The sequence below is a fragment of the Massilia sp. IC2-477 genome (assembly GCF_020707265.1).
In the GTDB taxonomy this organism is placed as follows: domain Bacteria; phylum Pseudomonadota; class Gammaproteobacteria; order Burkholderiales; family Burkholderiaceae_D; genus Telluria.
The window spans coordinates 453420-476074 of record NZ_JAJFEQ010000002.1; the positions used below are offsets into that span (position 1 = coordinate 453420).

General features: G+C 63.9%; 19 protein-coding genes. 8 read left to right on the plus strand and 11 right to left on the minus strand.

The annotated features are described in order from the left end of the window. Position 1: 1 nt before the first annotated feature. Genes LK542_RS05450 through LK542_RS05470 form a run of 5 tightly spaced genes read right to left on the minus strand, consistent with a single transcriptional unit; the run spans position 2 to position 5980 of the window. Entirely contained in the window at positions 2-886 is an 885-nt protein-coding gene (locus LK542_RS05450) for an XrtA system polysaccharide deacetylase (RefSeq protein ID WP_227801588.1), read from the minus strand. Further along, on the minus strand, positions 883-1917 hold the full coding sequence (locus tag LK542_RS05455; RefSeq protein WP_227801590.1) for an XrtA/PEP-CTERM system-associated ATPase: 1035 nt from the start codon (positions 1915-1917) through the stop codon (positions 883-885). Before LK542_RS05455 ends, LK542_RS05450 begins: the two co-directional genes overlap by 4 nt. Positions 1918-1929: 12 nt before the next feature. After that, positions 1930-3498: a TIGR03016 family PEP-CTERM system-associated outer membrane protein gene (locus LK542_RS05460; RefSeq protein WP_227811111.1), complete on the minus strand. Its 1569-nt coding sequence runs from the start codon at positions 3496-3498 to the stop codon at positions 1930-1932. Beyond that, positions 3479-4429 (minus strand): XrtA-associated tyrosine autokinase, encoded by a 951-nt coding sequence (locus tag LK542_RS05465; RefSeq protein ID WP_227811112.1) that lies wholly within the window; start codon positions 4427-4429, stop codon positions 3479-3481. Before LK542_RS05465 ends, LK542_RS05460 begins: the two co-directional genes overlap by 20 nt. 18 nt (positions 4430-4447) lie before the next feature. Continuing rightward, positions 4448-5980, minus strand: a complete 1533-nt coding sequence (locus tag LK542_RS05470; protein ID WP_227811113.1) for an XrtA system polysaccharide chain length determinant — start codon at positions 5978-5980, stop codon at positions 4448-4450. A gap of 465 nt (positions 5981-6445) precedes the next feature. On the opposite strand from LK542_RS05470, the gene LK542_RS05475 reads away from it, so the two are divergent. The 7 genes from LK542_RS05475 to LK542_RS05505 all read left to right on the plus strand — a co-directional run bounded on the left by LK542_RS05475 (position 6446) and on the right by LK542_RS05505 (position 11726). Beyond that, entirely contained in the window at positions 6446-7141 is a 696-nt protein-coding gene (locus tag LK542_RS05475; RefSeq protein ID WP_227811114.1) for a serine protease, read from the plus strand. A 136-nt stretch (positions 7142-7277) separates the two neighbouring features. After that, positions 7278-7892 carry an XrtA/PEP-CTERM system exopolysaccharide export protein gene (locus tag LK542_RS05480; RefSeq protein WP_227801639.1) on the plus strand — a complete coding sequence of 205 codons (615 nt, stop codon included), beginning with the start codon at positions 7278-7280 and terminating at the stop codon, positions 7890-7892. Between the two features lie 183 nt (positions 7893-8075). Next, positions 8076-8642 (plus strand): hypothetical protein, encoded by a 567-nt coding sequence (locus LK542_RS05485; RefSeq protein WP_227811115.1) that lies wholly within the window; start codon positions 8076-8078, stop codon positions 8640-8642. A 14-nt stretch (positions 8643-8656) separates the two neighbouring features. Next, positions 8657-8923 (plus strand): HPr-rel-A system PqqD family peptide chaperone, encoded by a 267-nt coding sequence (locus LK542_RS05490; protein WP_227811116.1) that lies wholly within the window; start codon positions 8657-8659, stop codon positions 8921-8923. Then, positions 8917-9828, plus strand: a complete 912-nt coding sequence (locus LK542_RS05495) for an HprK-related kinase A (protein WP_227811117.1) — start codon at positions 8917-8919, stop codon at positions 9826-9828. Before LK542_RS05490 ends, LK542_RS05495 begins: the two co-directional genes overlap by 7 nt. Next, on the plus strand, positions 9825-10925 hold the full coding sequence (locus tag LK542_RS05500) for a nucleotidyltransferase family protein (RefSeq protein WP_227811118.1): 1101 nt from the start codon (positions 9825-9827) through the stop codon (positions 10923-10925). The genes LK542_RS05495 and LK542_RS05500 overlap by 4 nt, the downstream gene beginning before the upstream one ends. Positions 10926-11003: 78 nt before the next feature. Further along, positions 11004-11726 carry a GAF domain-containing protein gene (locus LK542_RS05505; protein ID WP_227801600.1) on the plus strand — a complete coding sequence of 241 codons (723 nt, stop codon included), beginning with the start codon at positions 11004-11006 and terminating at the stop codon, positions 11724-11726. A 92-nt stretch (positions 11727-11818) separates the two neighbouring features. Here the strand turns inward: LK542_RS05505 and LK542_RS05510 are convergent, their stop codons facing one another. Further along, the gene (locus tag LK542_RS05510; RefSeq protein ID WP_227811119.1) at positions 11819-12700 is read right to left on the minus strand and encodes a PEP-CTERM sorting domain-containing protein; all 882 of its coding nucleotides are present in this window, start codon (positions 12698-12700) and stop codon (positions 11819-11821) included. A gap of 434 nt (positions 12701-13134) precedes the next feature. On the opposite strand from LK542_RS05510, the gene LK542_RS05515 reads away from it, so the two are divergent. Continuing rightward, complete coding sequence (locus LK542_RS05515) at positions 13135-13965, plus strand: ThiF family adenylyltransferase (protein ID WP_227801602.1); 831 nt, start codon at positions 13135-13137, stop codon at positions 13963-13965. On the opposite strand, the gene LK542_RS05520 is transcribed toward LK542_RS05515, so the two are convergent. From LK542_RS05520 to icmF, 5 genes are all read right to left on the minus strand, one after another. Continuing rightward, positions 13945-14802, minus strand: a complete 858-nt coding sequence (locus LK542_RS05520; RefSeq protein ID WP_227801603.1) for a PEP-CTERM/exosortase system-associated acyltransferase — start codon at positions 14800-14802, stop codon at positions 13945-13947. The genes LK542_RS05515 and LK542_RS05520 overlap by 21 nt on opposite strands. Before the next feature lie 31 nt (positions 14803-14833). After that, a complete protein-coding gene (locus tag LK542_RS05525) occupies positions 14834-15709 on the minus strand; it encodes a PEP-CTERM/exosortase system-associated acyltransferase (protein WP_227801605.1) in 876 nt (291 codons plus the stop codon). A gap of 60 nt (positions 15710-15769) precedes the next feature. Next, entirely contained in the window at positions 15770-18550 is a 2781-nt protein-coding gene (gene prsT, locus LK542_RS05530) for an XrtA/PEP-CTERM system TPR-repeat protein PrsT (RefSeq protein WP_227811120.1), read from the minus strand. 272 nt (positions 18551-18822) lie between these two features. Beyond that, on the minus strand, positions 18823-19125 hold the full coding sequence (locus LK542_RS05535; RefSeq protein WP_227801607.1) for a hypothetical protein: 303 nt from the start codon (positions 19123-19125) through the stop codon (positions 18823-18825). Positions 19126-19260: 135 nt separating this feature from the next. Beyond that, positions 19261-22548 (minus strand): fused isobutyryl-CoA mutase/GTPase IcmF, encoded by a 3288-nt coding sequence (icmF, locus tag LK542_RS05540; RefSeq protein WP_227811121.1) that lies wholly within the window; start codon positions 22546-22548, stop codon positions 19261-19263. Between the last annotated feature and the right edge of the window lie 107 nt (positions 22549-22655).

Here is a 22655-nt window from a genome sequence, read left to right on the forward strand (position 1 = left end):
CTTATTTTTGTTCGAGGAAGATGCGGTCCATGCGGTCCCACGCGAAATCGCGCGCCAGCTGCTCGAGGCGGCTCTCCATGCGCTCGATGTTCACGTAGTGGCGGAAGCGCGACTTGGCGTCCAGGCCCTGCGGGCGCGGTTGGCCCGGGTCGAGTTCCCAGGGATGGAAATAGAACAGGGCCGGCTGGCGGTCTTCCCGGTTCACCTTCTGCATCATCCAGCGCGACAGGGCGTAGGGCAGCAGGCGGAAGTAGCCGCCGCCGCCGGCCGGCAGGTTCCGGCCCAGCATGTTGACGGTGGTGACCGGGACTTCCAGCAGGCCGTCCGGCCCGTGCGGGTAAAACGCGAAGCGCGGCGCATCCGGCATGCCGTAGTGGTCGTGCGCGATCGGGTAGATGCTCGAGCTGTAGCGGTAGCCGGCTTCCTGCAGGGCCTCCAGGGCCCACAGGTTGGCGTGGCCGATCGAGAAGCTCGGTGCGCGGTAGCCCAGCACGGCCTGGCCGCCGATGTCTTCCAGCAGCGCCTTGCTCGACCGGATGTCGTTGTCGAACTGGGCGCGCGTCTGGTCGGACGCGCGCAGGTGGCCGTAGCCGTGGCTGGCCAGCTCGTGGCCGGCGGCCACGATGCGCTTCACCATGGCGGGGTAGCGCTCGGCGATCCAGCCCAGGGTGAAGAAGGTGGCTTTCACGCCGTGCCGCTCGTAGATCGCCAGGATGCGTTCCATGTTGGCCTCGACCCGGCATTCGCGCGACGGCCAGGAGTCGCGGTCGATGTAGGGGGCAAAGGCCGAGACCTGGAAGTAGTCTTCGACGTCGCAGGTCATCGCATTCTTGATGCGCTCTCCGGGAGCCGGCAGGGGACGCGGAGCGGGGGCGTAGAGTTTCATTCCTGGTTGTCCATGTGCTGGGCCGCCGCGCCCTGGGGCGTGGCGACGATTTTCTTCAGGATCGACAGTACCGAGACGATCGACTTTTCGAGGCGCATCATGCGTTCGTCCAGCACCTCGACGCTGGCGGCGCGGCGGTCGCCGGTGCGCTGGTCCATGCTGCGCAGCCCGTCCTGGGGCAGGGCGCCGGCGTCCGGCGTGCCGACCGCGTCGGGCAGCTGGTATTCCTCGGAGATGTCGCGCACCACCTCAGTGATGTCGGCTTCGGTGAAGGCGTGCATCTCTTCCAGGTAGCCCATCAGGAGCACCCGGTCCATCAGCGTATTGGTCTTGCGCGGGATGCCGCCGCTGTAGGCGTAGATCGCGGCGTGCGCGCCCTCGTCGAAGGCGGGATCGCCTTTCCAGCCGACCGTGGCCAGGCGGTGCTCGACATAGGCGCGGGTTTCCTGCGCATCCATCGGGCCCAGGTGGTAGCTGGCGATCACGCGCTGGCGCAGCTGCTGCATGCCGGGGCTGTGCAGGGTGGCGCGGAATTCCGGCTGGCCGAGCAGAAAAGTCTGCAGCAGCGAACGGTCGTCGGTCTGGAAGTTCGACAGCATGCGCAGTTCTTCCACCGTGCGCGCGTTCAGGTTCTGGGCTTCGTCGATGACGAGCAGGGCGCGCTTGCCCTGGCGGTCGACGCCGCGCAGGAACTGTTCCAGGCGGTTCAGCAGCTCGGCCTTGCTGGCGCCCTCGTAGGGCAGGCCGAAGCTGGAGACCACCATGCGCAGCGTGTCTTCCGGATCGAGGCTGGTGTTGACGATGTGGGCGGCCACGATCTGGTCCGTCGGGATCTTGTTGAGCAGGTTGCGTACCAGGGTCGTCTTGCCGGCGCCGACTTCACCGGTGATGACGATGAAGCCCTCGCCCTGCGACAGGCCGTACTCGAGGTAGGCCATGGCGCGCTTGTGGCCCTTGCTGCCGAAGAAGAAGTGGGGGTCCGGCCGCAGCTGGAAGGGTTTGGCGGACAGTCCGTAATAGGTTTCGTACATGCTTGCTGGCTCCTAGAGCTGTGCGGAAATGCCGGCGCTGATCGCGTTCTCGCGATAGCTGCTGTCATTGAAGCCGTAAGTGCCGCGCTGGTGGCGCAATTCGACCACGCCGCGCAGCGACTTGCCGAGTTCGCGGGTATAGCCGATGCGGAAGTAGCTCCGCTCGTCTTCGATGCCGGTGGTGATCGAACGGCTGCGCGAATACGAAGTCGCCGCGTTCAGGTTCGAACGAGGATTCAGCTTGTAGGCGTAGTTCAGGTTCACCCCTTGCTCGCGCACGTTGTCGTTCAGGTTCGCCAGCTGGTTGCCCAGCAGCGGACTGTCGCTCTGCTGGCTCGACAGGGCGATGCGTTCGGTCCTGAACAGGGTCGCGGCGGCGGTGCTGCGCCCCTTGGTGTAGACACTCACGGCCTGCAGCTGGCGCTGGCGGATGTAGCGGTTGCTGAGGTAGTTGATGTCGTTGGCCAGGCTCGGCGGCAGGCCGGCATTGCGGATGTAATTGGCGACTGCCTGCTGGCGCAGCAGCGGATCGCTGATGCTGGCCGCGAACAGGCTGTCGAGCAGGGCTGCCGTGTCGATGGTCGAGGGCAGCAGCAACTGCTGGCGGCTGGTCGTGATGCCGTCGCCGTAGATGATCTTCCAGACCGTATGGCGGCTACGATGACTGGCGTCGAGCCTGCCGGTCTGGCCGTAGAAATGGCGGCCGATGGAGGCATTCACGCGGGTACGTTGCGAGGGCGACCAGTCGAATCCGACCGACCAGTTGCGGCCCGCGTTGCGTTCGCGCAGGGTCGGGAAATCATAGCTGTCGTAGCCGGCGCTGGCGGTCAGTGCCAGGCGCCGGGTCAGTGCGTACTGCAGCGAGGCAGAGGCCATCTCGGTCGAGGTATCGCCGCCGAAGTCGCTATCGAGCTCCTGGCGCATGAGGTTCAGGCTCCATCCCAGCGAGCGCTGCGATGGGCCGCTGCTCAGGTTGGCGGACACGGTGTCGCCGATGGTATTGCTGAAGGGGTCGAACTCGCCCGCGTCGACGCCGTCGCGCGAGTAACTCATGTCCAGCTGCGCGACATTGCCGAAACGGTGGCGCAGGCTGGGCGTGATGCGCCAGGTGCGCACGTCGACGCGGTTGTCGCCGAGGTAGGGCGTGCCCTCCACCTGTGGTCCGAAGGCCAGCACGCTGCGCGGTGTCTGGGTCGCGGCGACGTCGACGAACAGGAAGTCGTCGAGCAGCTCGCCGCGGCCATTGAGCGCAAAGTCGAAGGTATGGTCGAGCGTATTGTCCAGCCGGTCGTTGCTGTAGGCGAAATGGTGCCACTGCGCCACCGTGTTGAACTGGAAACGGCGCCCGGTGCCGGTGATGATCAGTCCCGGATTGAGCTCGGAAATGAGTTGCGCCTTCTCGTTCGCTTTGTCGTTGAGCGCAATATTGTCCGTGTAGCTTTCGTTCAGGTTCAGTGTCGGCTGGATACGCCAGTCGGCATGGCTGGGCGCCGAGGCCAGCATCGCCGCGATCGCCAGCGGAGCCAGGCGCGGCCGAAAGACGGCGCGCAGGCGTCCGTCTTTAGCCATAGTGATAGTCATACGTTTCTTCGATGCCGGGAATGTCCCTGGTCTTGTTATAGATGAGGTTGACGTTGTCGTAGCCTTCCAGCTGGTGCAGCGCTTCCTTGAGCGCGTGCTGGGTCGTGCCCTGGGCTTCGACCACCACCACGATCTGGCCCATGTGCGAGGCCAGCGCGCGTGCTTCGCTGGTGAGCAGCAGCGGCGGCGAATCGAAGATCACGATCCGGTCCGGATAGCGGTTGGCGATCTCGTTGACCAGGTTGGCCATAGTCGAGCTGGCCAGCAGTTCGGTGGCGCGCGGCGTGCTGGTGCCGGCCGCCAGGATGCTCAGGGTGTCGACATTGGTGCGCAGCAGGACGTCGGAGACGTCGAGCTTGTCGTCCACCAGCAAGTCCATCAGGCCGCGCTCGGCCGGCAGGCCAAGGGTGCGCAGCACCGAAGGACGCGCCACGTCGGCATCCACCAGCAGCACGGTGTGGTCGAGTTCCATCGCGATGCTCATCGCCAGGTTGATCGCGCAATAGGTCTTGCCTTCGCCCGGCAGCGAGCTGGTCAGCATGATCAGGTTACCCGGATTGCCCTTGGCCGCCTGCTCCTCGAAAGCGCGCTTGAGCAGCGGACGCTTGATGATGCGGAAGTCTTCGAGCAGGCTGGTGCGGCCGCCGGCGGCGGTGACCATGCCCATCTCGCGCATCTTCGCCAGATCGAGCTCGACCTTGCGGGTGTTGTGGCGCACGGGCGCCGCGCGGGGGGCGTCGAGCGCCGGCAGGACCGGTGCCGCCGGGGCCGTATCCACGGCAGCGCTCGCCACGGGGGGCAGGGCCGGTGGGGTGCTCGGCGCAGGCTCCAGGATCTCGATGCCGCTGTCCAGTGCCGGCGCAGCCGTCGGGACCGGCGCCTGGCCGCGCTCGAGGTCGATGCGGCGCGCCGCTTTTTCGATAATGCTCACGTCTGCTCCTTGTATTCGTTACAGGCCGGTCGGGCGCACCAGGATGGCGGCGACGCCGGCGCCATACAGGCCGAACAGCACCAGCATCGCGGTGCCGAGTGCATACAGGCGGCGCTTGCGGCGGATGGTCTGTGCGCCCGTCCAGTTCATGCTGATCGAACCGAGGATCGGCAGGCCGGTGGCGTCGCGCAGGGTGGCCTGGCTGAGGAAGGTCGGGCGCAGCTGGCTCATCAGGAAAGCGGCAGCCAGGCCGGCGCCGAGGGCGAACACGAACACCAGCGAGAACAGGCGCAGACGGTTCGGGCCGGTTGGCGTGGTGGGCACAGTCGGCGGATCGATCACGCGGAAGCTCAGCACGTCGGTGACCGAGGACAGGTCGCCGGACAGCTTGGCCGACTCGCGGCGTTCGACCAGTTTCTGGTAGTTCTCGCGGTTGACTTGATAGTCGCGGTTGAGCTGGGCAAGCTGGGCCTCGACCTCCGGCGCCTGGCTGCTGCGCGAGCGCAGCTGGGCCACACGGTTCGAGAACTCGGCGACGCGCGCCTGCAGCGAGGCGACACGCGCCTCGGCGTCCGCCAGCGATACGTTCAGCTGCTGGTACATCGGGCTGTAGCCGGCGCCCGGGTCAGCGCTCGGCTTGCGGTTCTTCGCCTCATCCTTCTTGCGTGCGATCAACTGGTCGAGCAGGCGCGCATTGGCGACGATGTCGGGGTGGGCTTCGGTGTACTGGGTGCGCAGGCTGTCCAGGGTCTTGGTGACGGCGGCGATGCGCTCGTCCAGTTCCGGATTGGCAAGCGGCGCCACGGTCTCGCCCGGCGCAGTTTCGCCCGCGACGCGGCGGCGCAAGGCATTACGCGCCTGCTCGGCCTCGGCCAGCTCCAGGCGCGCACTGTTGAGCGCCTCGCTGGCAGCCACCATGCGTGCGCCGTAGTCGCCGCCGCCTTCCGACGGCAGCATGCCGACGTTGCGAATCTTGAATTCCTTCAGGCTGTTCTCGGCCGCGGCCAACTTTTCCTCATAGTTGCGGATCTGGTCATCGATGAACTGGACCGCCTTGTCGGAATCCTGTTTCTTGCCGGTCGAACCGCCTTCGACGAAGATCTGCAGGAAGGCCTGTACCACGTCCTTGCCCAGTTTCGGGTCAGGTCCGGTATAGGTAATGGTGTAGATGTCGTCGCGCTCGGTGCCGCCGAGCCTGATCCTCGACATCAGCTCATCGACCAGCTTGTCGTGCTGCTTGCTGTCGGTGGCCTTGACATCGAGGTCGACCATGCGCATGACTTTTTCGACGTTCGGGCGGCTGAACAGGGTGCCGCGCATGAACATCACCTGCTGCTCGACGGCAGGCAGTGTGGTCATGCCCGACAGCAGCGGCTTGAGGATGCTCTGGGTGTCCACGTAGACGCGGGCCGAGGCCTCGTACTGGTTAGGCAGTTTCAGTACCACTGCCCAGCCGACGACGGCAACGACCCAGGTAATGAAGACCGCATGCCAGCGGTATTTCCCAATTGCTTTCAGGAAGGTAAGGATTGCGGCTGTGATATCTGCCATGTCATGAATCTCGCCTTAACGACTTGCGCGCGCGCAGGTCTACCAATCAATAAACAAACTGCATGATCGCTTGTTGACTGAGCAATTGCAATTGCGGGCCGGAAAAATGTACAGATCAGGCGACGAAAAAGCCGTCACATGCAACACAAATTCCCAAGATCAACGATTTTGGCGCACAATTTGCTTCAATTATCAGGAATTCGTTCCAATATGGCAACGTTACAGCTGATAAAATGTTTTCTACAGTCAAGCTAAGCGTGCCGGGCAACGTGCCCGCATGCGGCCCTTAATAACAACAATTGCTCTGTATCAAATGCCTATTTTAATGTCGAGAATGCAAAAGTGGCCACACAATTGATTTCTATTAGGAAGTGTTTGCGGCGCTGCAGCAGCACGCTTCTACTGAGTTTCGCAGGGCTTGGCGCGGCGGCTCTGCCGGCTTCGGCCGCATCTGCGGCGGACGCATTGCCGGCGACCGTGGCCCGGATCAAGCCATCGGTAGTCGGTATCGGCACCCAGCTCAAGACGCGCCAGCCGGCGGTTATCTTTACGGGTACCGGCTTCGTCGTCGGAGATGGATTAAGCATCATCACCAACGCGCACGTGATTCCCGAGCGTATGGACTCGGCACGTATGGAAGAGCTCGGTATCGTTGTGGGGAATGGTGTGGAAACGATCGGCTTCCGGGCTGCGCGCCTGGTCGGCCTGGACCGCGAGCACGACCTCGCCCATCTGCGCTTGTCCGGCGCGGCGCTGCCGGCGATGGTGCTGGACGGCGACGATACCGTGTCCGAAGGTCAGTTGCTGGCGTTTACCGGCTATCCGCTGGGCATGCGCCTCGGCCTGCATGCGGCCACCCACCGCGCCACATTGGCGGCGATCACGCCGGCGGTGCGGCCTTCGCTCAATTCGCGCCAACTCGATGCGCGCGCTATTTCCCAGCTCCAGCGCAATCCTTTCGGGATCTTTCAGCTGGACGGCACTGCGTATCCTGGGAACAGCGGCAGTCCCCTCTATGATCCGGACAAGGGCGCAGTAGTCGGCGTCATCAACATGGTGTACCTGAAAGGTCTAAAGGAAAGCGCGGTGTCGGACCCGAGCGGGATCACCTATGCGATTCCGGTGCGTTATGTACGCGAACTGTTGCAAAGAAGCCCTTAGTATTTCAGGCGTGCACGAGGTTGCCTAAGTGCTATGGTATAAAATAGGGCTCGACATAAAGAGCGCCCGCCAGCGGCCCCGGAACGGATGGCTGCGGCCCACGCAAACCAGGGGATTTCTTGACGTGAGCACGAAAATGACGCACCAGATCAAGCGCGCAGCCCAGGCTGTTGCCATTACTTGCCTGTTGGTAGTGGGCGGCTGCACCAGTACGCCAACAGTCGTGGACAACACGCCGGCCATCAACCCGGAATACCTGATCGGCCCGGGTGACAATATCAACATCATCGTCTGGCGCAATCCGGAAGTCTCGATGTCGGTGCCGGTGCGTCCGGACGGCAAGATCACCACGCCGCTGGTGGAAGACCTGCCGGCGGCGGGCAAGACCTCGACCCAGCTGGCGCGCGACATCGAAGGCGCGCTTGCCAAGTTCATCCAGCAGCCGGTGGTGACCGTGGTCGTGACCAATTTCGTCGGCAACTACAACGACCAGATCCGCGTGATCGGCCAGGCGACCCGTCCCCAAGCGCTGCCATATCGCAAAGACATGTCGCTGATGGATGTCCTGATCGCCGTCGGCGGCGTCACTGAATTCGCCGCAGGCAACCGCGCCACGATCATCCGCACGATCGACGGCAAGCAGCAGAAAATGCAAGTCCGTCTCGATGACCTGATCAAGGACGGCGATATCTCGGCCAACATGACGATGCGTCCCGGCGACATTCTGGTCGTGCCCGAAAGCTTTTTCTGATAACTGTCGAAACTTTTTACACAGTAGCTGCGCGAGTCGTTAGACTGCCGGAATAGGCTTGCTGCTGATCGCCGTAGGTCCCTGTTTTTGAAAGGCTTTTCAAACAGCGATAGCGGGAAGGCATATTTCTTGCTTAAGTGAAATGCAGCTATCCCTGCGTAACCAACCAAGAGGATCGAACCCGTGTCGACCGAAGACCAACAAACGCGTGCTTCCGAGGCGCCGACCCTGACTTCGCGTGGCAGCGCGCGGCGCCGCTTGACCAAGGCCGGCCTGGGCGCGGCCAGCGTCTTGTGGTCCGTGGACAGCCGGGCCACTATGAAAACCATGGTGTGCGTCTCGCCTTCCGGTGCGCTTTCCGGCGGCCTCAACAGCAATTACGCCAAGTCGCCGCCCAAGTGCGTCGGCAAGTCGCCAGGTTTCTGGAAGAATCACACCGGCGCCTGGCCCTGCTCGATCGGCAAGGATTTCGATGACGTATTCGGCTGCAGCTCGAAGTACGCCAAGACCTACGCGACCAAGACCCTGTACGAAATCGTGCGCGGCTGCGACTTCGACAAGTACAACTTCGGCATGCAACTGGTCGCTACTTACCTGAACGTGCTGTCGGGTCGCATCGGCTTCCTGTCGGTACCGACCCTGCAGCAGATGTGGAACCAGATCCAGAACCAGGGCTACTACCAGCCGGCCAAGGGCGTGTTCTGGAGCGCCGAGCAGACCAAGCGCTACCTGGAAGCCACGCACGATTGAGACGGCCCTGGCCGATGTGGCGTGTCATTCCGGGACAGTCCCTGCGCTGGCGCGAGTGGGACGACGAAGCGGTCCTGTTCAATGAGCTGTCCGGCGCCACCCATCACCTGGGAACGGCGGCGCTGTGCGTGCTGGAGGTCCTGCGCGATGGACCCGCGGGCCAGGATGCGCTGGCCGACAGCCTGCGCGCCGCCTTCGATGTCGACGAGACTGAACTGCCCGACCAGCTGGCCGAACTGCTCGACAGCCTGGTGCGCCTCGACCTGGTCGAAGCATGCTGAGCCTTTCCTCGCTGTCGCCAGGCGAGCTGCGCCGGCGCTTTGACGGCCCCGGCCTGGTGTTGCGCACCGGCCCGTTTCGCAGCCGCATCCGCACCGACATCCACGCGCTGGTCGACACCATCTCCCTCTTGTATGCCGACTATCCGGTCGACGAGGAGGGCTTCGCCGACTTTCAGCTGCATTTCGCGTCTACCCACGGCTGGCGCCGCTGGCTGCGGCCCCAGGTGCGCTTCGACCAGGACGGCCTGCGGCCCTTCAAGCCGCTGCCCCTTAGCCAGGCCCATCCAATGTTCGAATGGGTGATGAACTGGTGCGTGTCGAACAAGGCGCACAGCTACCTGGTCATCCACGCCGCCGTGCTCGAGCGCAACGGACGCGCCTTCATCCTCCCGGCGCCGCCCGGCTCCGGCAAGAGTACCCTGTGCGCTGCGCTGGTGTGCCGCGGCTGGCGCCTGTTGTCCGACGAACTGACCCTGGTACGCCCGCATGACCTGGCCCTGGTGCCGCTGCCGCGCCCGGTCAGCCTGAAGAATGCCTCGATCGGCGTGATCCAGGCCTGGGATCCGCAAGCCGTGTTCGGTCCAGCGGTGCCGGAAACCAGCAAGGGCACCATCGCCCACATGCGCGCGCCGCGGGCCAGCGTCGCCGCGGCGGAGACGACGGCGCAGGCCAGCCATATCGTGTTTCCGCGCTACGAGGCCGGCGCGCCGGTCCGGATCGAGGGGGTAGCGAAGGCGCGGCTGTTCACCCGGGTGGCGGACAATGCCTTCAACTACACGGTGCTGGGCGCGACCGGCTTCGACGCGCTGGCGCGCCTGGTCGACGCCTGCGCCGGCTTCGATTTCTGCTACAGCGAGCTGGACGAGGCGATCGCCTTGTTCGAGCGCCTGGCGGGGGAGTCATGAGCGCTCTGCCGGTGCTGGTCGAGGTGCTGCGCGCGCCGCAACGGGTGCGCAGCCTGGATGCCGGCGGCTGGGACCTGCTGCTGCGCCAGGCCGGGCACGGCGACCTGGTCGCGACCCTGGGCCTGCTGCTCGAGGACGCCGGCCTGGCACAGGCGGTGCCGGCGGCGGCGCGCGAACACTTCGCCTGGGGCCGGGTGCTGCTGGAGCGCCACCGGCGTGCGCTGCGTTTCGAGGTCGACCGGATCGGACACGCCCTCGACGGCCTCGCCTTGCCGCTGCTGCTGCTCAAGGGGAGCGCCTATGTCATGGCCGGCTTGCCGCCCGCAGCAGGGCGCATGTTTTCCGACGTCGACATCCTGGTGCCGAAGGAGCGCCTGGCCGAGGTAGAAGCGGCGCTCCTGATGCACGGCTGGGCCGGCACCCACCAGGATGCCTACGACCAGCGCTACTACCGCGAATGGATGCATGAACTGCCGCCGATGGAGCATATCCGGCGCGGCAATACCATCGACGTGCACCATGCGATCCTGCCGGAGACGGCGCGGGTGCGCCCGGATCCGGCGCTGCTGCGCGCGGCCGCGCTGCCGATCCCGGGCCGCCCGGGACTGCACACGCTGGCCCCGCACGACATGCTGCTGCACAGCGCCACCCACCTGTTCTCGGAAGGCGAGTGGCACCACGGCCTGCGCGACCTGCTCGACCTGCACCGGCTGCTGCTGCATTTCGGCGCCGCGCCCGGCTTCTGGGATGGCCTGGTGGCGCGCGCCGTGCAGCTGCAGCTGGCGCGCCCGCTGTTCTACGCGCTGCGCTATTGCGGCCGCCTGCTCGGCACCCCGGTGCCGGCCGGGGTGCTGGCCGATGCGGCTGCGGCCGGCCGCCCCACGGCGCCGCTGCTGGCCCTGATGGACGCGCTGTTCCTGCGCGCCCTGTTGCCGCCCCATCCCAGCTGCGCCGACCGTTTGAGCCCGCTTGCCCTGGGCGTGCTCTACCTGCGCGGCAACTGGCTGCGCATGCCACCGCTGATGCTGGCGCGCCACCTGTTCCACAAGGCCGTCCTGTCACCGCGCACGCAGGATGAGCCGGCGCAGGCGATCTGACTTGTTGCAAGGATTGAATTAACCTATCATCAACAGGCGGCTTCTGCCGGCAGCGCGTTGACCCTGGAAAGGCGATCCATGAACAATGATGCGAAGCACCTGTTGCGCTTGCAGGATGTGCAGGACTTGCTGGCCAGCGGCTCCCTCGACGACAACCTCGTCAGCCATGCCGAGCTGGCGCGGCGCCTGGTCGGCGCGACCAGCTGCTCGGTCATGCTGCTCAGCAGCGACGCGCCGGACGACCTGCGCATGCGGGTCTGCGCCAGCGCCGGCGACATGCCGCCGGATGCCGCCGACGCCCTGGTCGGCAGCGGCGAGGGGATCTGCGGCCGGGTACTGGCCAGCGGCCGCGCGCTGCTGGTGGAAGACATCGCCCGCTCCGAATTCGCCAGCCTGGCCCGGCGCCGGCGCGCCGCGGTGCCGGCCCTGATGTCGGCGCCGGTGCGCATCGACGGGCGCATCGTGGGCGTACTGAACGTCACCGGGGTTGCCTTCAGCGAGACCGAACTCCAGCTGCTCGAGGTGACCGCGCTGTTCATCGGCAAATCGGTGCAGACCATCCAGCTGCAGGGCCTGCTGGCCTCGCGCTTTGCCCAGATGGCGCTGGTGCGCGAAGCGCAGCAAAGCGGCGCCGACGCCACCGCCTACCAGAATCCGGAAGACGTGGCGCGTATCCTGGCGCGTTCCTTCTATAAAGAGATGACCCGCGCCGGCTTTGCCGCGCCGCAGATCGTCAGTGCCGCGACCGAGCTGATCGGCCAGCTGGGCGGCGCCATCCAGGAATCCGGGCGCACCGCCTGAATCATGATGCGACAAAGGGCGGAACCCATGCGGGTTCCGCCCTTTGTCTTTGCTTTGGCATCCCGCCGCGAGGCGGGAATGCTGCAGCTGAATTACTTGGCTGCCTTGCGGCGGCGCAGGCCAGCCAGACCGGCGAAGCCCAGGCCCAGCAGAGCCAGCGAACCTGGTTCCGGAACCTTGTTGGCGCGGATCGGGTCGTTGATCAGGCCGGTGAAGCAGGTGTTGTTGGCCACTTCTGCCGGCGAGCAGGTGCCCGAACCAAAGTTCGCGCCGTTGGTGCTCAGGGTGAACTTGCCGTCCAGGTCGTGACCGAACTGGCCGTTGGTATCCCATTGGGCTGCAGCGGTGCCGCCCACGACGTCGCCGAAGAACTGGCCTTCGCCGGCTGCCGGCAGGGTTGCCGAGGTAGCGGTCTGGGTCAGGGTAGCCAGGCGTTCGTCGGCGTTCGGGTTGGTGCCGCCTTCGACGTCAACCAGCTGCTTGCCGGTGCCGAACACGACTTCCAGGTATTTTTCCATGCCGGCGAACAGCGAGAAGCTGTCGAAACCGGTACGCTGGCTCGGCGAAGCGTTGTAGTTCGAGGTCAGTTCCAGCAGGTTGACGTTCGAACGGTAGATGTCCAGGTGGATCTGGCCGTCAGCTGCACCACCGGTCGCGCCGATGTTGTAAATGCTGAACTTGCCGGTGGTCGAATCGAACACGATGTTCTGGTCGGAGATACCGTAGATCATGTAGTACAGGTAGGAACCATCCGATGCGCCTGCGTACCACTGCTGGCCGCCGGTACCGCTGATCGAGGTGATGTTACCGACGCCCCAGGTGCTTTCGTTGCTGCCGGCGCTACGGTTCGATTCGGTGGTCAGGCCGGTCAGTTTGATGTTCAGGTTGCCGGTCAGTGCGTCCAGCGGAGTTGCCGATGCCGAGATTGCAGCGAAACCCAGGGCCAGCGACGTAATCAGGTGTTTCAGTTTCATTCTAATCTCCAGAGTGTTGGTGTATTGCTTCGGGGAGCGACAATGGATATTAAGCAAGGGGTGTGCCAGCCATCAAAAATCATCGGTAAGTACTTGATTCTTAAGGATATCTACCGGATCAGCTAAATATGCATGTCCCCACGTGAAGCGCGCTGTAAAGTAAACCGACAGGCTCAAGAGGGTTAGTTAACAAAAGGAAACGATATAGTAAAAAAAGATTGCCTTGGAAGAAATATTCGGCCCTGCTTCCGGTCTTTTGTTTATTTGCTGTGCATATTCCGCGGCCGCCTCGCATGCCGTTGTAAGTAATGCCGACAGAACGGCCGGGAGCGCCGGAAAAGCTGGCTGCTGTGCCCGAAAAATGGCAAGATGCCTAGCGTTAATAGCAAACCGGCGGCGCGCGTAGCACCCCGGCATTCTCTACAGGGGCTTCCATGACCAATGCTTTCGACTACGATACTTTTACCACCCGTAACAATGGCTATGTCTCGAGCGAGACCCAGGCAAAGATCCGCAGCACGCGCCTTCTGATTGCCGGTTGCGGCCTGGGTGCATCGACCGCCATCTGCGCGGCGCGCATGGGTTTTTCCGAGTTCATCCTGATCGATGGCGATACCGTCGACGCGCATAACCTGAACCGCCAGTTCTATGACTTCGACGATATCGGCAGCCCGAAGGTACAGGCGCTGAAGAAGCACATCCTGCGCATCAATCCGGAAGCGAAAGTGGAAGCGGTGCAGGCCAACCTCGACGCCACCAACGCCCAGCAGCTGGTCGGCAGCGTCGACATCATCTTCGACACCATCGACTTCCTCGACCTGGAAGCCATCCTGGCCCTGCATACCAATGCGCGCGAGCAGAAGAAGGCGGTGTTCACCGCGCTGTCGATTGGCTTCGGCGCCGGCGTGCTGTATTTCCCGGCCGGCACCAGCGCTTCGCTGGCCGACGTCATCGCGCACGACGTCCAGCACGCCCAGGGCGAGGGCGATGCCAGCTATGCGAACGTGTTCGGCAAGATCATGGGCCGCATCGGCGCCCACCTCGACCGCCAGGTGGTGGAGCAGGTGGCCAAGGCCCTGACCATCATGGAAGACGGCCGTCCCTGCCCGGCATCGCAGATCGCGGTGGGCAGCTTCACGGTAGCGGCGCTGGCGGTGGCGATGATGCACGACATGCTGGCGGGAATGGATGTGCCGGCCTCGCCGAACATGGTGGTGCACAGCTTCCGCAACCACACCACCAAGCTAGTTAATATCGCTGCCTAATTCCGCTTTGCGCACCACGTGCACGCGCGTCGGGTGCGCGTGTTCGACCACGGGCGGCTTCTCGCTGAACCAGGCCGCCAGCGTGGGATTGGTCATGACCAGCTTGCGGCGCAGGTCGTGCAGGTCGAGCACATAAGGCGTGACCGAGCCGTAATAATTCGCTTCGGGGCCGATGGCCATGAAGCGGAATCCCATCTTCTTCAGCGCATGGGCGAGCGAACGCTCCATTGCCGCGAACCAGTAGCGGATGCCGGCTTCCTCGCTGTGGCGGAACATTTCGCGGTACATCCCCAGGAGTAACATCGGCGAGGTGCGGTCGCGCCGGTCGACCGCCGGATCGAATTCGATGGCCGGCTCGTTGCTTGGCATGAAACCCGGTACCCCCAGCACGCTGTCGGCGCGACGCCGCCGGTGGCTTTTCTTGACGACCAGGCGCGAGATCTCGGCCGCCTGCTCGCGGTCCGGCATCTCGAAATCGGTAAACACCTCGCAGTGCAGCTCGAAAGGATAGGGTTTCGGCTCCTGCGGCTGGACCAGGCGCACGGCGCCGACCAGCTTTTCGTCCATCGTATAGGCGGCAAAATGGGTCGAGGAATCGTCGTAGTCGTCGAGTTCCATGCCGTCGACATACTGGTCGGGCTGGAGGAAGGCGCATTCCAGGCAGTACACCTGGTGCCGCAACCGGAAAATATCGCCCGGGACGTTGTTGGCGCTATGGCCGGGCCGGAAGGCGCGGAAAATCTTGCGATTGTCGTGGTCGATTGTTTCTTGATGTGCCCCGAATTCAACACGGGACAGGAAGGCGTCTGGATCGACGCGGGCTTTTCCGTTGTCCATCTTTTGGTAATCGTCCAGTCTTGGACCCTAGTTATTTTTTCTTGGCTCGTTCCTCCCAGAAATTTCCGATCAAGGTTTTCACCAGGATCCATAGGGGGATCGGTTCATCGTTGAACCACGCTGCCAGGAATTTGTTTTCCCTCTTCAAGCGCTCGTTCAGGTCATTCAAGTCGACCATGTGAGGGGTGACCGGGCCGTAATAATCGACCTGCGGACCAATCGGCACAAACTTGAACCCCATTTTTTCCAGCGAGCGCGCCAGTGACCTTTCCATCGCCGCATACCAGTAACGAATGCCGTTCTGGCGGCTATGGCGGTACATCTCTCGGTACATTCCGAGCAATAATAGCGGACTATTGCCACGCTTGTCGCGCCGCACGGTTGACTTCGGCTTAATCGTCTTCGTGCTGCCTTTTTCCATGAAATCCTGCGAAATACCCTCCATCGAGTCGCCACGGCGCCGGCGGTGCGTCTTCTTGACGACCAGGCGCGAGATCTCGGCTGCATTTTCGCGTGGCGGATAGGAAAATTCCGGAAACGGGCTGCAATGCGTCTCGAAGGGGTAGGGCTGGCCATCATGTGGCTGGACCAGTCGCACCGTGCCGACAATGTCCTGGTTCAGCGTGTACGCCGCGAAGTGGGTCGAGCAGTCGTCGTACTCGTCAGTTTCCTGGCCGTTATCGAAATCGCCCGCTTCGAGGTAATGCCGTTCCAGGCAATAGACCTCGTAGCGGAGCTTGTAGATCTCCTTGAGCACATAGGATTCCATATTCCCTTTCATGACCCTCTGAAAAGAAAAGTAGGGAATCAGGATGTCACGCTTGCCGACCAGATGGTCGACGAGGCGGCTGACAAAGCCGCTCCGGACTGGTTCGCACTCTTCTTGTTCTTGGGTAATGGAAGTCATGGTCAGGCTTCAGGATTGAGACGGAACGGGAGGGCGGCGGCCTTGGCCGCCGCCCCGGGCTTACAGTTGGCGCATCAGGGTCTTGGCGTCGTCCATCGATGCGAACGGCTTGCCGGATGCGAGAGTCTTTTCGAGTTCCTTGCGGGCGCCGGCCTTGTCGCCGGCCTTGGCCAGGCCGGCCGCCAGGTGGTAGCGCAGGTCCGGTGCGTCCGGCACCGCGGCGACCGCCTTGCGCAGCAGGTCGACACCGCGCGCCGTATCGCCTTTTTCAACCAGGATCCAGCCCAGCGTATCCATGATTGCCGGGTTCTGGCCTGCCAGCTTGTAGGCCTGTTCGGCGGTCGGCAGGGCGCGCGCATCCTTTTCCTGCTGATAGGCATAGGCCAGGTTGTTGAGCGCGGCGGCGTTCGACGGATTGGCCTTCAGTACGCTCTCGAGGCTGGCGATCGCCTGCTTGTACTCGCGCTTGGCCAGGTAGCTGTCGGCCACCACCAGCCCGACAATCTGGTCCTTCGGATTGGCGGCGTGGTATTTCACCAGGCGGGCCTGGGCTTCGCCCTCCTTGCCGCTGCGCTTGAGCATTTCGCTGATCTTGATCAGGTCGGCCGGCGCCTTGCTCAAGGCGTAGGCCTTTTCATAGGCCGCCAGGGCCGGGGCCAGCTTCTGCTGTGCCAACAGCAGGTCGCCTTCCAGCTGGAAACCAAGTGCGGCCTTCGGCTCATCCTTCTGGACCTGGCGGGCGACCGCCAGCGCCTCTTCCGGTTTGTTGTTACGCATGGCCAGTTCCACCTGGGCCACGCGTGCCTGCATGAACTTCGGCTCCAGCGACAGCGCGCGCTTGAGGTTGTCGGAAGCCGCCGTATCGTTTTTCATCAGCATGTTCACCGCAGCCAGGCGCATCTGCGCCGCCGGCGACTTCGGCGTGGCTGCCGCCAGCTTGCTGAAGGTCTCGAGCGCTGCCGGATAGTCCTTGGTCGCGATCTGCGCCTGGCCCAGCAGGTCCAGCAGTTCCGGATTGGACGGCTCTACTGCTAGCATCTTACGTGCCAGCGCCAGCGCCTTGTCGGCCTGCTTGTTGCGCAGGTAGTGGGCGCCAAGGTTGACTGCCGGCGCGATCGCCTGCGGATTTTCCGACTGCGCCTTCTCGAGCCAGGTGCCGGCTTCCGCGCTACGGCCCTGCTGCAGTTCCATTGCGGCCAGGGCGCTCAGCGCATCGATGTTCTTCTTGTCCTTGACCAGCATGGCTTCGAAGCGCTTGCGGGCGCCGGCCGGGTTGTTCTCGGCGATGTCGAGGCGCGCCAGGTTGGACACGGCCGGGAAATAGGTCGGGTTCAGCGCTACCGCTTTTTCAAAGGCGGCGCGGGCGCTCTTCATGTCCTGCTTGCCCAGGTAGACGCCGCCCTTCATGTTGTGGACCAGCGGGTTGTCCGGCTGGGCCTTTTCCAGCGCCTGCACGGCCGCCAGGGCCTTGTCGTACTGGCCGCGGCGCAGCTCGGCCTGGACCAGGGCGACGCCGGCATCGGTGGATTTCGGGTCGAGGGTGGCGGCGCGTTCCAGCTCTCCAATCGCCTTGTCCCAGTCGCCCTGGCCCAGCTTGGACAGGCCGAGCGAAGTACGGATGCTGGCCGCGCCCGGGGCCAGCGCGCTGGCCTGCTCCAGGTAGGCCGAGGCCTTGGCGAAATCGCGCGACTGCAGGTAGGACTGGCCGGTCAGCGCCAGCAGCTGGGCATCCTGGCCGCCTTCCTTCAAGGCTGGCGAGAGCACCGCGGCGGCTTCGGTCGGCTGGTTCGATTTCAGCAGGACCTGGGCCAGCAGCTTGCGGGCGTAGACATTGTTCGAATTCGATTCCAGGTATTTGCGCAGGTGCTGTTCGGCCAGCTGGTTGCCGCCCAGGTTCAGCTCGACGGCGCCGGACAGCAGAATGCTTGGCATGTGCTCGGGGGCGACTTTCAGGATCTTTTGCAGGGAATCTTTTGCTTCGGCATTCTTGCCGCCCGTGTAGTCGAGCAGGGCCTGGGCATAGGTGATGTTCAGGTCGCTGCCAATCTCCTTGCGGGCAGCGTCGAGGTCGGCCTTGGCCGCGGCCAGGTCGTTGGTGCCGATGTGGACATAGGCTTTCTCGACGTAGGCGCTGCGATGCACCGGGTTGATCTCCAGCACCTTGTCATATGCGGCCAGGGCTTCCTTGGACTTGCCGGTGCTGCGCAGCAGGTTGCCCTTCATCATCCAGGCTTCGGCATTGCGCGCGTCGCGGGTGGTGGCTTCGTCGACCAGGCGCTCGGTAGTCTGCAGGTCATTGTTCATCACCGCCAGGCGCGCCATGCCGATCAGGGCGTCGCCCGAATTCGGGTTGACGGCCAGGGCGGCGTCATAGGCTTCCTTGGCCTTGTCGCGCTCGCCCAGCCCGAGGTGGGCGTCGCCGCGGCGGGCCAGCAGCTCGGCCGAGCCCTTGGCCTTCTCCGGCGTCACTTCGTCGAGGATGTCCTTGTATTTGCCCTGGAAGAAGAGAATGCGCGCCAGTTGCGGCAGGGTCTTCTCGGGCGCAGCACCCAGGCTGGCCGCCTTGCGGAATTCTTTTTCTGCCGACGCCATGTCGCCGGTTTCCAGCGACAGGTTGCCGAGGCGCAGGCGCGCTTCGACGTTTTCCGGGCTCTGCGCCACTGCGTTCTTAAGCTGGATCAGCGCCGCCTTGCGGTCGCCTTTCTGGACATAATTCTGTGCTTCCGTCAGCAGCTCTTCCGTCGTCTGCGTACGGCTGCAGCCGACCATGCCTGCGCTCAGCAGGATGGCGCCAGAAACGACGGCAACGGCAAGTTGTTTCTTGGAGAGAGTACCCGGCATTGTGTTTCCCTTTGATGAAGGCGCTTGCGTAAACATTGGATTGGGGGCAAGCGAAGTTTCCCGACTGTTAATAATACCCCAAGGAATACGCCAGAAACGCCGTCAACTCATCCGTACGCGCAAATAGCCTTCGTCTGTTGCTATTGTGCGAGCTTGAGCGGGGATGACTGTTGATTTGCAGAAAGATAGCAGCAGTTCGCTGCGATTTGCAGCCCCACGCGAGGGGGTAAGGCCCTACACGAAGGGCCTTACGGCTCTAGCCGAGGAGGGCTTCAGGGCTTGCGCAGGCGACTCAGCAGGGCTTCGACATTCTCGCCCACCGGCAGGCCGTGGCGGCGCAACAACTGTACGTGCAGGACCAGGTTTTCGAGCACCAGCTTGGCCGATACGGCGAGCAGCGTCATCAGGCGGTCTTCGGTGGAGAAGTTCTCCATCGCGCCGGCCATTTCGCACAGGTGATTCGCCACCAGCTCGCGCAGTTCGTCTTCGGGAAAGGGGAGATCGGCGAAATCGATCGGGTCTTCCTGTTCGACTTCGCGCATCAGGGCTGCGAGCTGCTCGGGCTGGATCGGCATGCGTGGACTCCGCTGTTGGTGGCAAGTCCATTCTAGGCCAGCGGCGCGGTCGGCGGCCACGGAATTGGACAAAACGACAGCGGCAGCGTGGTGGCGCTGGCCACGACGCTGCCGCGGGAGGATGCCGCTAGAAACTTACATATTGCGGCGGTACTGGCCGCCAACCTCGAACAGCGCGGTCGTGATCTGGCCCAGCGAGCAGACGCGCACCGCGTCCATCAGCCTGGCAAACACGTTCTCGTTGTCGATCGCGGCCTGCTGCAGCGCGGCCAGGGCGGCCGGGGCCTTGTCTGCGTTACGCGTATGGAAGGCTTCCAGGCGGGTCAGCTGCGACTGCTTCTCGTCGTCCGTGGAACGGGCCAGTTCGATGGTCGCAGGGGCGCCCGCGCCGTTCGGATTGCGGAAGGTGTTCACGCCGATGATCGGCAGGGTGCCGTCGTGCTTCTGGTGCTCGTAGAGCATCGACTCTTCCTGGATCTTGCCGCGCTGGTAGCCGGTCTCCATCGCGCCGAGCACGCCGCCGCGTTCGGCGATGCGCTCGAATTCCTGCATCACCTGTTCTTCGACCAGGTCGGTCAGTTCGTCGATGATGAAGGCGCCCTGGTTCGGGTTCTCGTTCTTCGCCAGGCCCCATTCGCGGTTGATGATCAGCTGGATCGCCAAAGCGCGGCGCACCGATTCGTCGGTCGGCGTGGTGATCGCTTCGTCGTAGGCGTTGGTGTGCAGCGAGTTGCAGTTGTCGTAGATCGCGATCAGCGCCTGCAGCGTGGTGCGGATGTCGTTGAAGTCGATCTCCTGCGCGTGCAGCGAGCGGCCCGAGGTCTGGATGTGGTACTTCAGCTTCTGGCTGCGCTCGTTGGCGCCGTACTTGTCGCGCATCGCCACTGCCCAGATGCGGCGCGCCACGCGGCCCAGCACCGTGTATTCCGGGTCCATCCCGTTCGAGAAGAAGAAGGACAGGTTCGGGGCGAAGTCGTCGATGTGCATGCCGCGCGCCAGGTAGGCTTCGACAAAGGTGAAACCGTTCGACAGCGTGAAGGCGAGCTGCGAGATCGGGTTCGCGCCCGCTTCGGCGATGTGGTAGCCCGAGATCGACACCGAGTAGAAGTTGCGCACCTGGTGATGGACAAAGTATTCCTGGATGTCGCCCATCACCTTGAGCGAGAACTCGGTCGAGAAGATGCAGGTGTTCTGGCCCTGGTCTTCCTTCAGGATGTCGGCCTGCACGGTGCCGCGCACGTTCATCAGGACCCAATCCTTGATCTTGGCCGCTTCGTCGTCGGTCGGCTGGCGATGGTTGTCCGCCACGAACTTGTCGATCTGCTGGTCGATGGCAGTGTTCATGAACATCGCCAGGATGGTCGGGGCCGGGCCATTGATGGTCATCGAGACGGACGTACTCGGGCTGCACAGGTCGAAGCCGTCGTACAGCACCTTCATGTCGTCGAGCGTTGCGATCGACACGCCGGAGTTGCCGACCTTGCCGTAGATGTCCGGACGCAGGGCCGGGTCGGCGCCGTACAGGGTCACCGAATCGAAGGCGGTGGACAGGCGCTTGGCGTCCATGCCGGTCGACACCAGCTTGAACCGGCGGTTGGTGCGGAAAGCATCGCCTTCGCCCGCGAACATGCGGGTTGGGTCTTCGCCTTCGCGCTTGAAGGCGAACACGCCGGCCGTGTAAGGGAAGGAGCCCGGCACGTTTTCCAGCATCAGGAAGCGCAGGACTTCGCCATGGTCTTCGAACTTCGGCAGGGCGACCTTGCGGATCGGGTTGCCCGACAGGGTCTTCTGGACCAGGCGGGTACGGATTTCCTTGTCGCGGATCTTCACCACGTAATCGTCGCCGGCATAGGCGGCCTGCATGTCCGGCCACATGGCCAGCAGCTTCTTGGCGCCGCCTTCCATGGCGTTGTCACGCTCGGTAATCAGGTCGTCCAGCACCACGTCGCGATTGGCGGCGGCCAGCATGCGCTTGGTTTCGCTCAGCTGCTGGCGCTCGCGCGCCAGTTGTACCTGCTTCTTGACGTTGCGGTGGTAGCCGCGCACGGTGTCGGCGATCTCGGCGAGGTAGCGCGCGCGTGCGGGCGGCACGATCACGTTCTTGCCGCTCGAGTACTTCTGGGTCGGCGGCGCCAGCTTGCTCGCTTCCACCTTCAGGCCCAGTTCCGCCAGCTTCGGCAGCAGGCCGTGGTAGAGGGCGGTCACGCCGTCGTCGTTGAAGCGCGAGGCCTGGGTGCCGAACACCGGCATCTCGTCCGGCTGGCGGCTCCACAGTTCGCGGTTGCGCTGGTACTGCTTGGCGACGTCGCGCAGTGCGTCCTGGGCGCCCTTGCGGTCGAATTTGTTGATCGCGATGAAGTCGGCGAAGTCCAGCATGTCGATCTTCTCGAGCTGGGAAGCGGCGCCGAATTCCGGGGTCATCACGTACATCGAGGTGTCGACGTGCGGCACGATGGCGGCGTCGCCCTGGCCGATGCCCGAGGTCTCGACGATGACGAGGTCGAAGCCCGCCACCTTGCAGGCGGCGATCACATCCGGCAGCGCCTGCGAGATCTCAGACCCGGCTTCGCGGGTCGCGAGCGAGCGCATGAACACGCGCGCCTGCCCGTTCCAGGGATTGATCGCGTTCATGCGGATGCGGTCGCCCAGCAGGGCGCCGCCCGACTTGCGGCGTGACGGGTCGATCGAGATGACGGCGATGTTGAGGCGGTCGCCCTGGTCCAGGCGAATGCGGCGGATCAGTTCATCGGTCAGCGAGGACTTGCCGGCGCCGCCGGTGCCGGTGATGCCCAGCACGGGCGCCTTGATGGTGTCGGCCGCTCCCACGATCTGCTTGCGCAGGCCGGCGTCCGCCTTGCCGTTTTCCAGTGCAGTGATCAGCTGGGCCAGCGGGCGGTGACGCTCGGCGATGTCGCCCTGTTTCAGCGCCTCGATCGAGCTCGGGGCGTAGGACGAAAGGTCGACGTCGCAGCTTTCCAGCATCGAGCGGATCATGCCGACCAGGCCCATGCGCTGGCCGTCTTCCGGGCTGAAGATGCGGGTGACGCCGTAGGCGTGCAGTTCTTCGATCTCGCTCGGGACGATGACACCGCCGCCGCCGCCGAACACCTTGATGTGGGCGCCGCCGCGCTGGCGCAGCAGGTCGATCATGTACTTGAAGTATTCGACGTGGCCGCCCTGGTAGCTCGAGATGGCGATGCCCTGCACGTCTTCGCTGAGTGCCGCAGTGACGACTTCGTCGACCGAGCGGTTGTGGCCGAGGTGGATCACTTCGGCGCCGTTCGACTGCAGGATGCGGCGCATGATGTTGATCGAGGCGTCATGGCCGTCGAACAGGGAGGCGGCGGTGACGAAGCGCACCTTGTTGGCCAGCTTCGGCTGCTCCGGCAGGTCGAGTTTCGCGGCGGGAGTGATGTCGTTCATGGGTGTGGGTCCTTGGGAATCGGGAGGACAGGAGTAGCTTGCTACGGTATATGACGTTAACGTTAACGTCAAGCCGAGTACGGGATGTGCCGGGGTGGGTCATAACC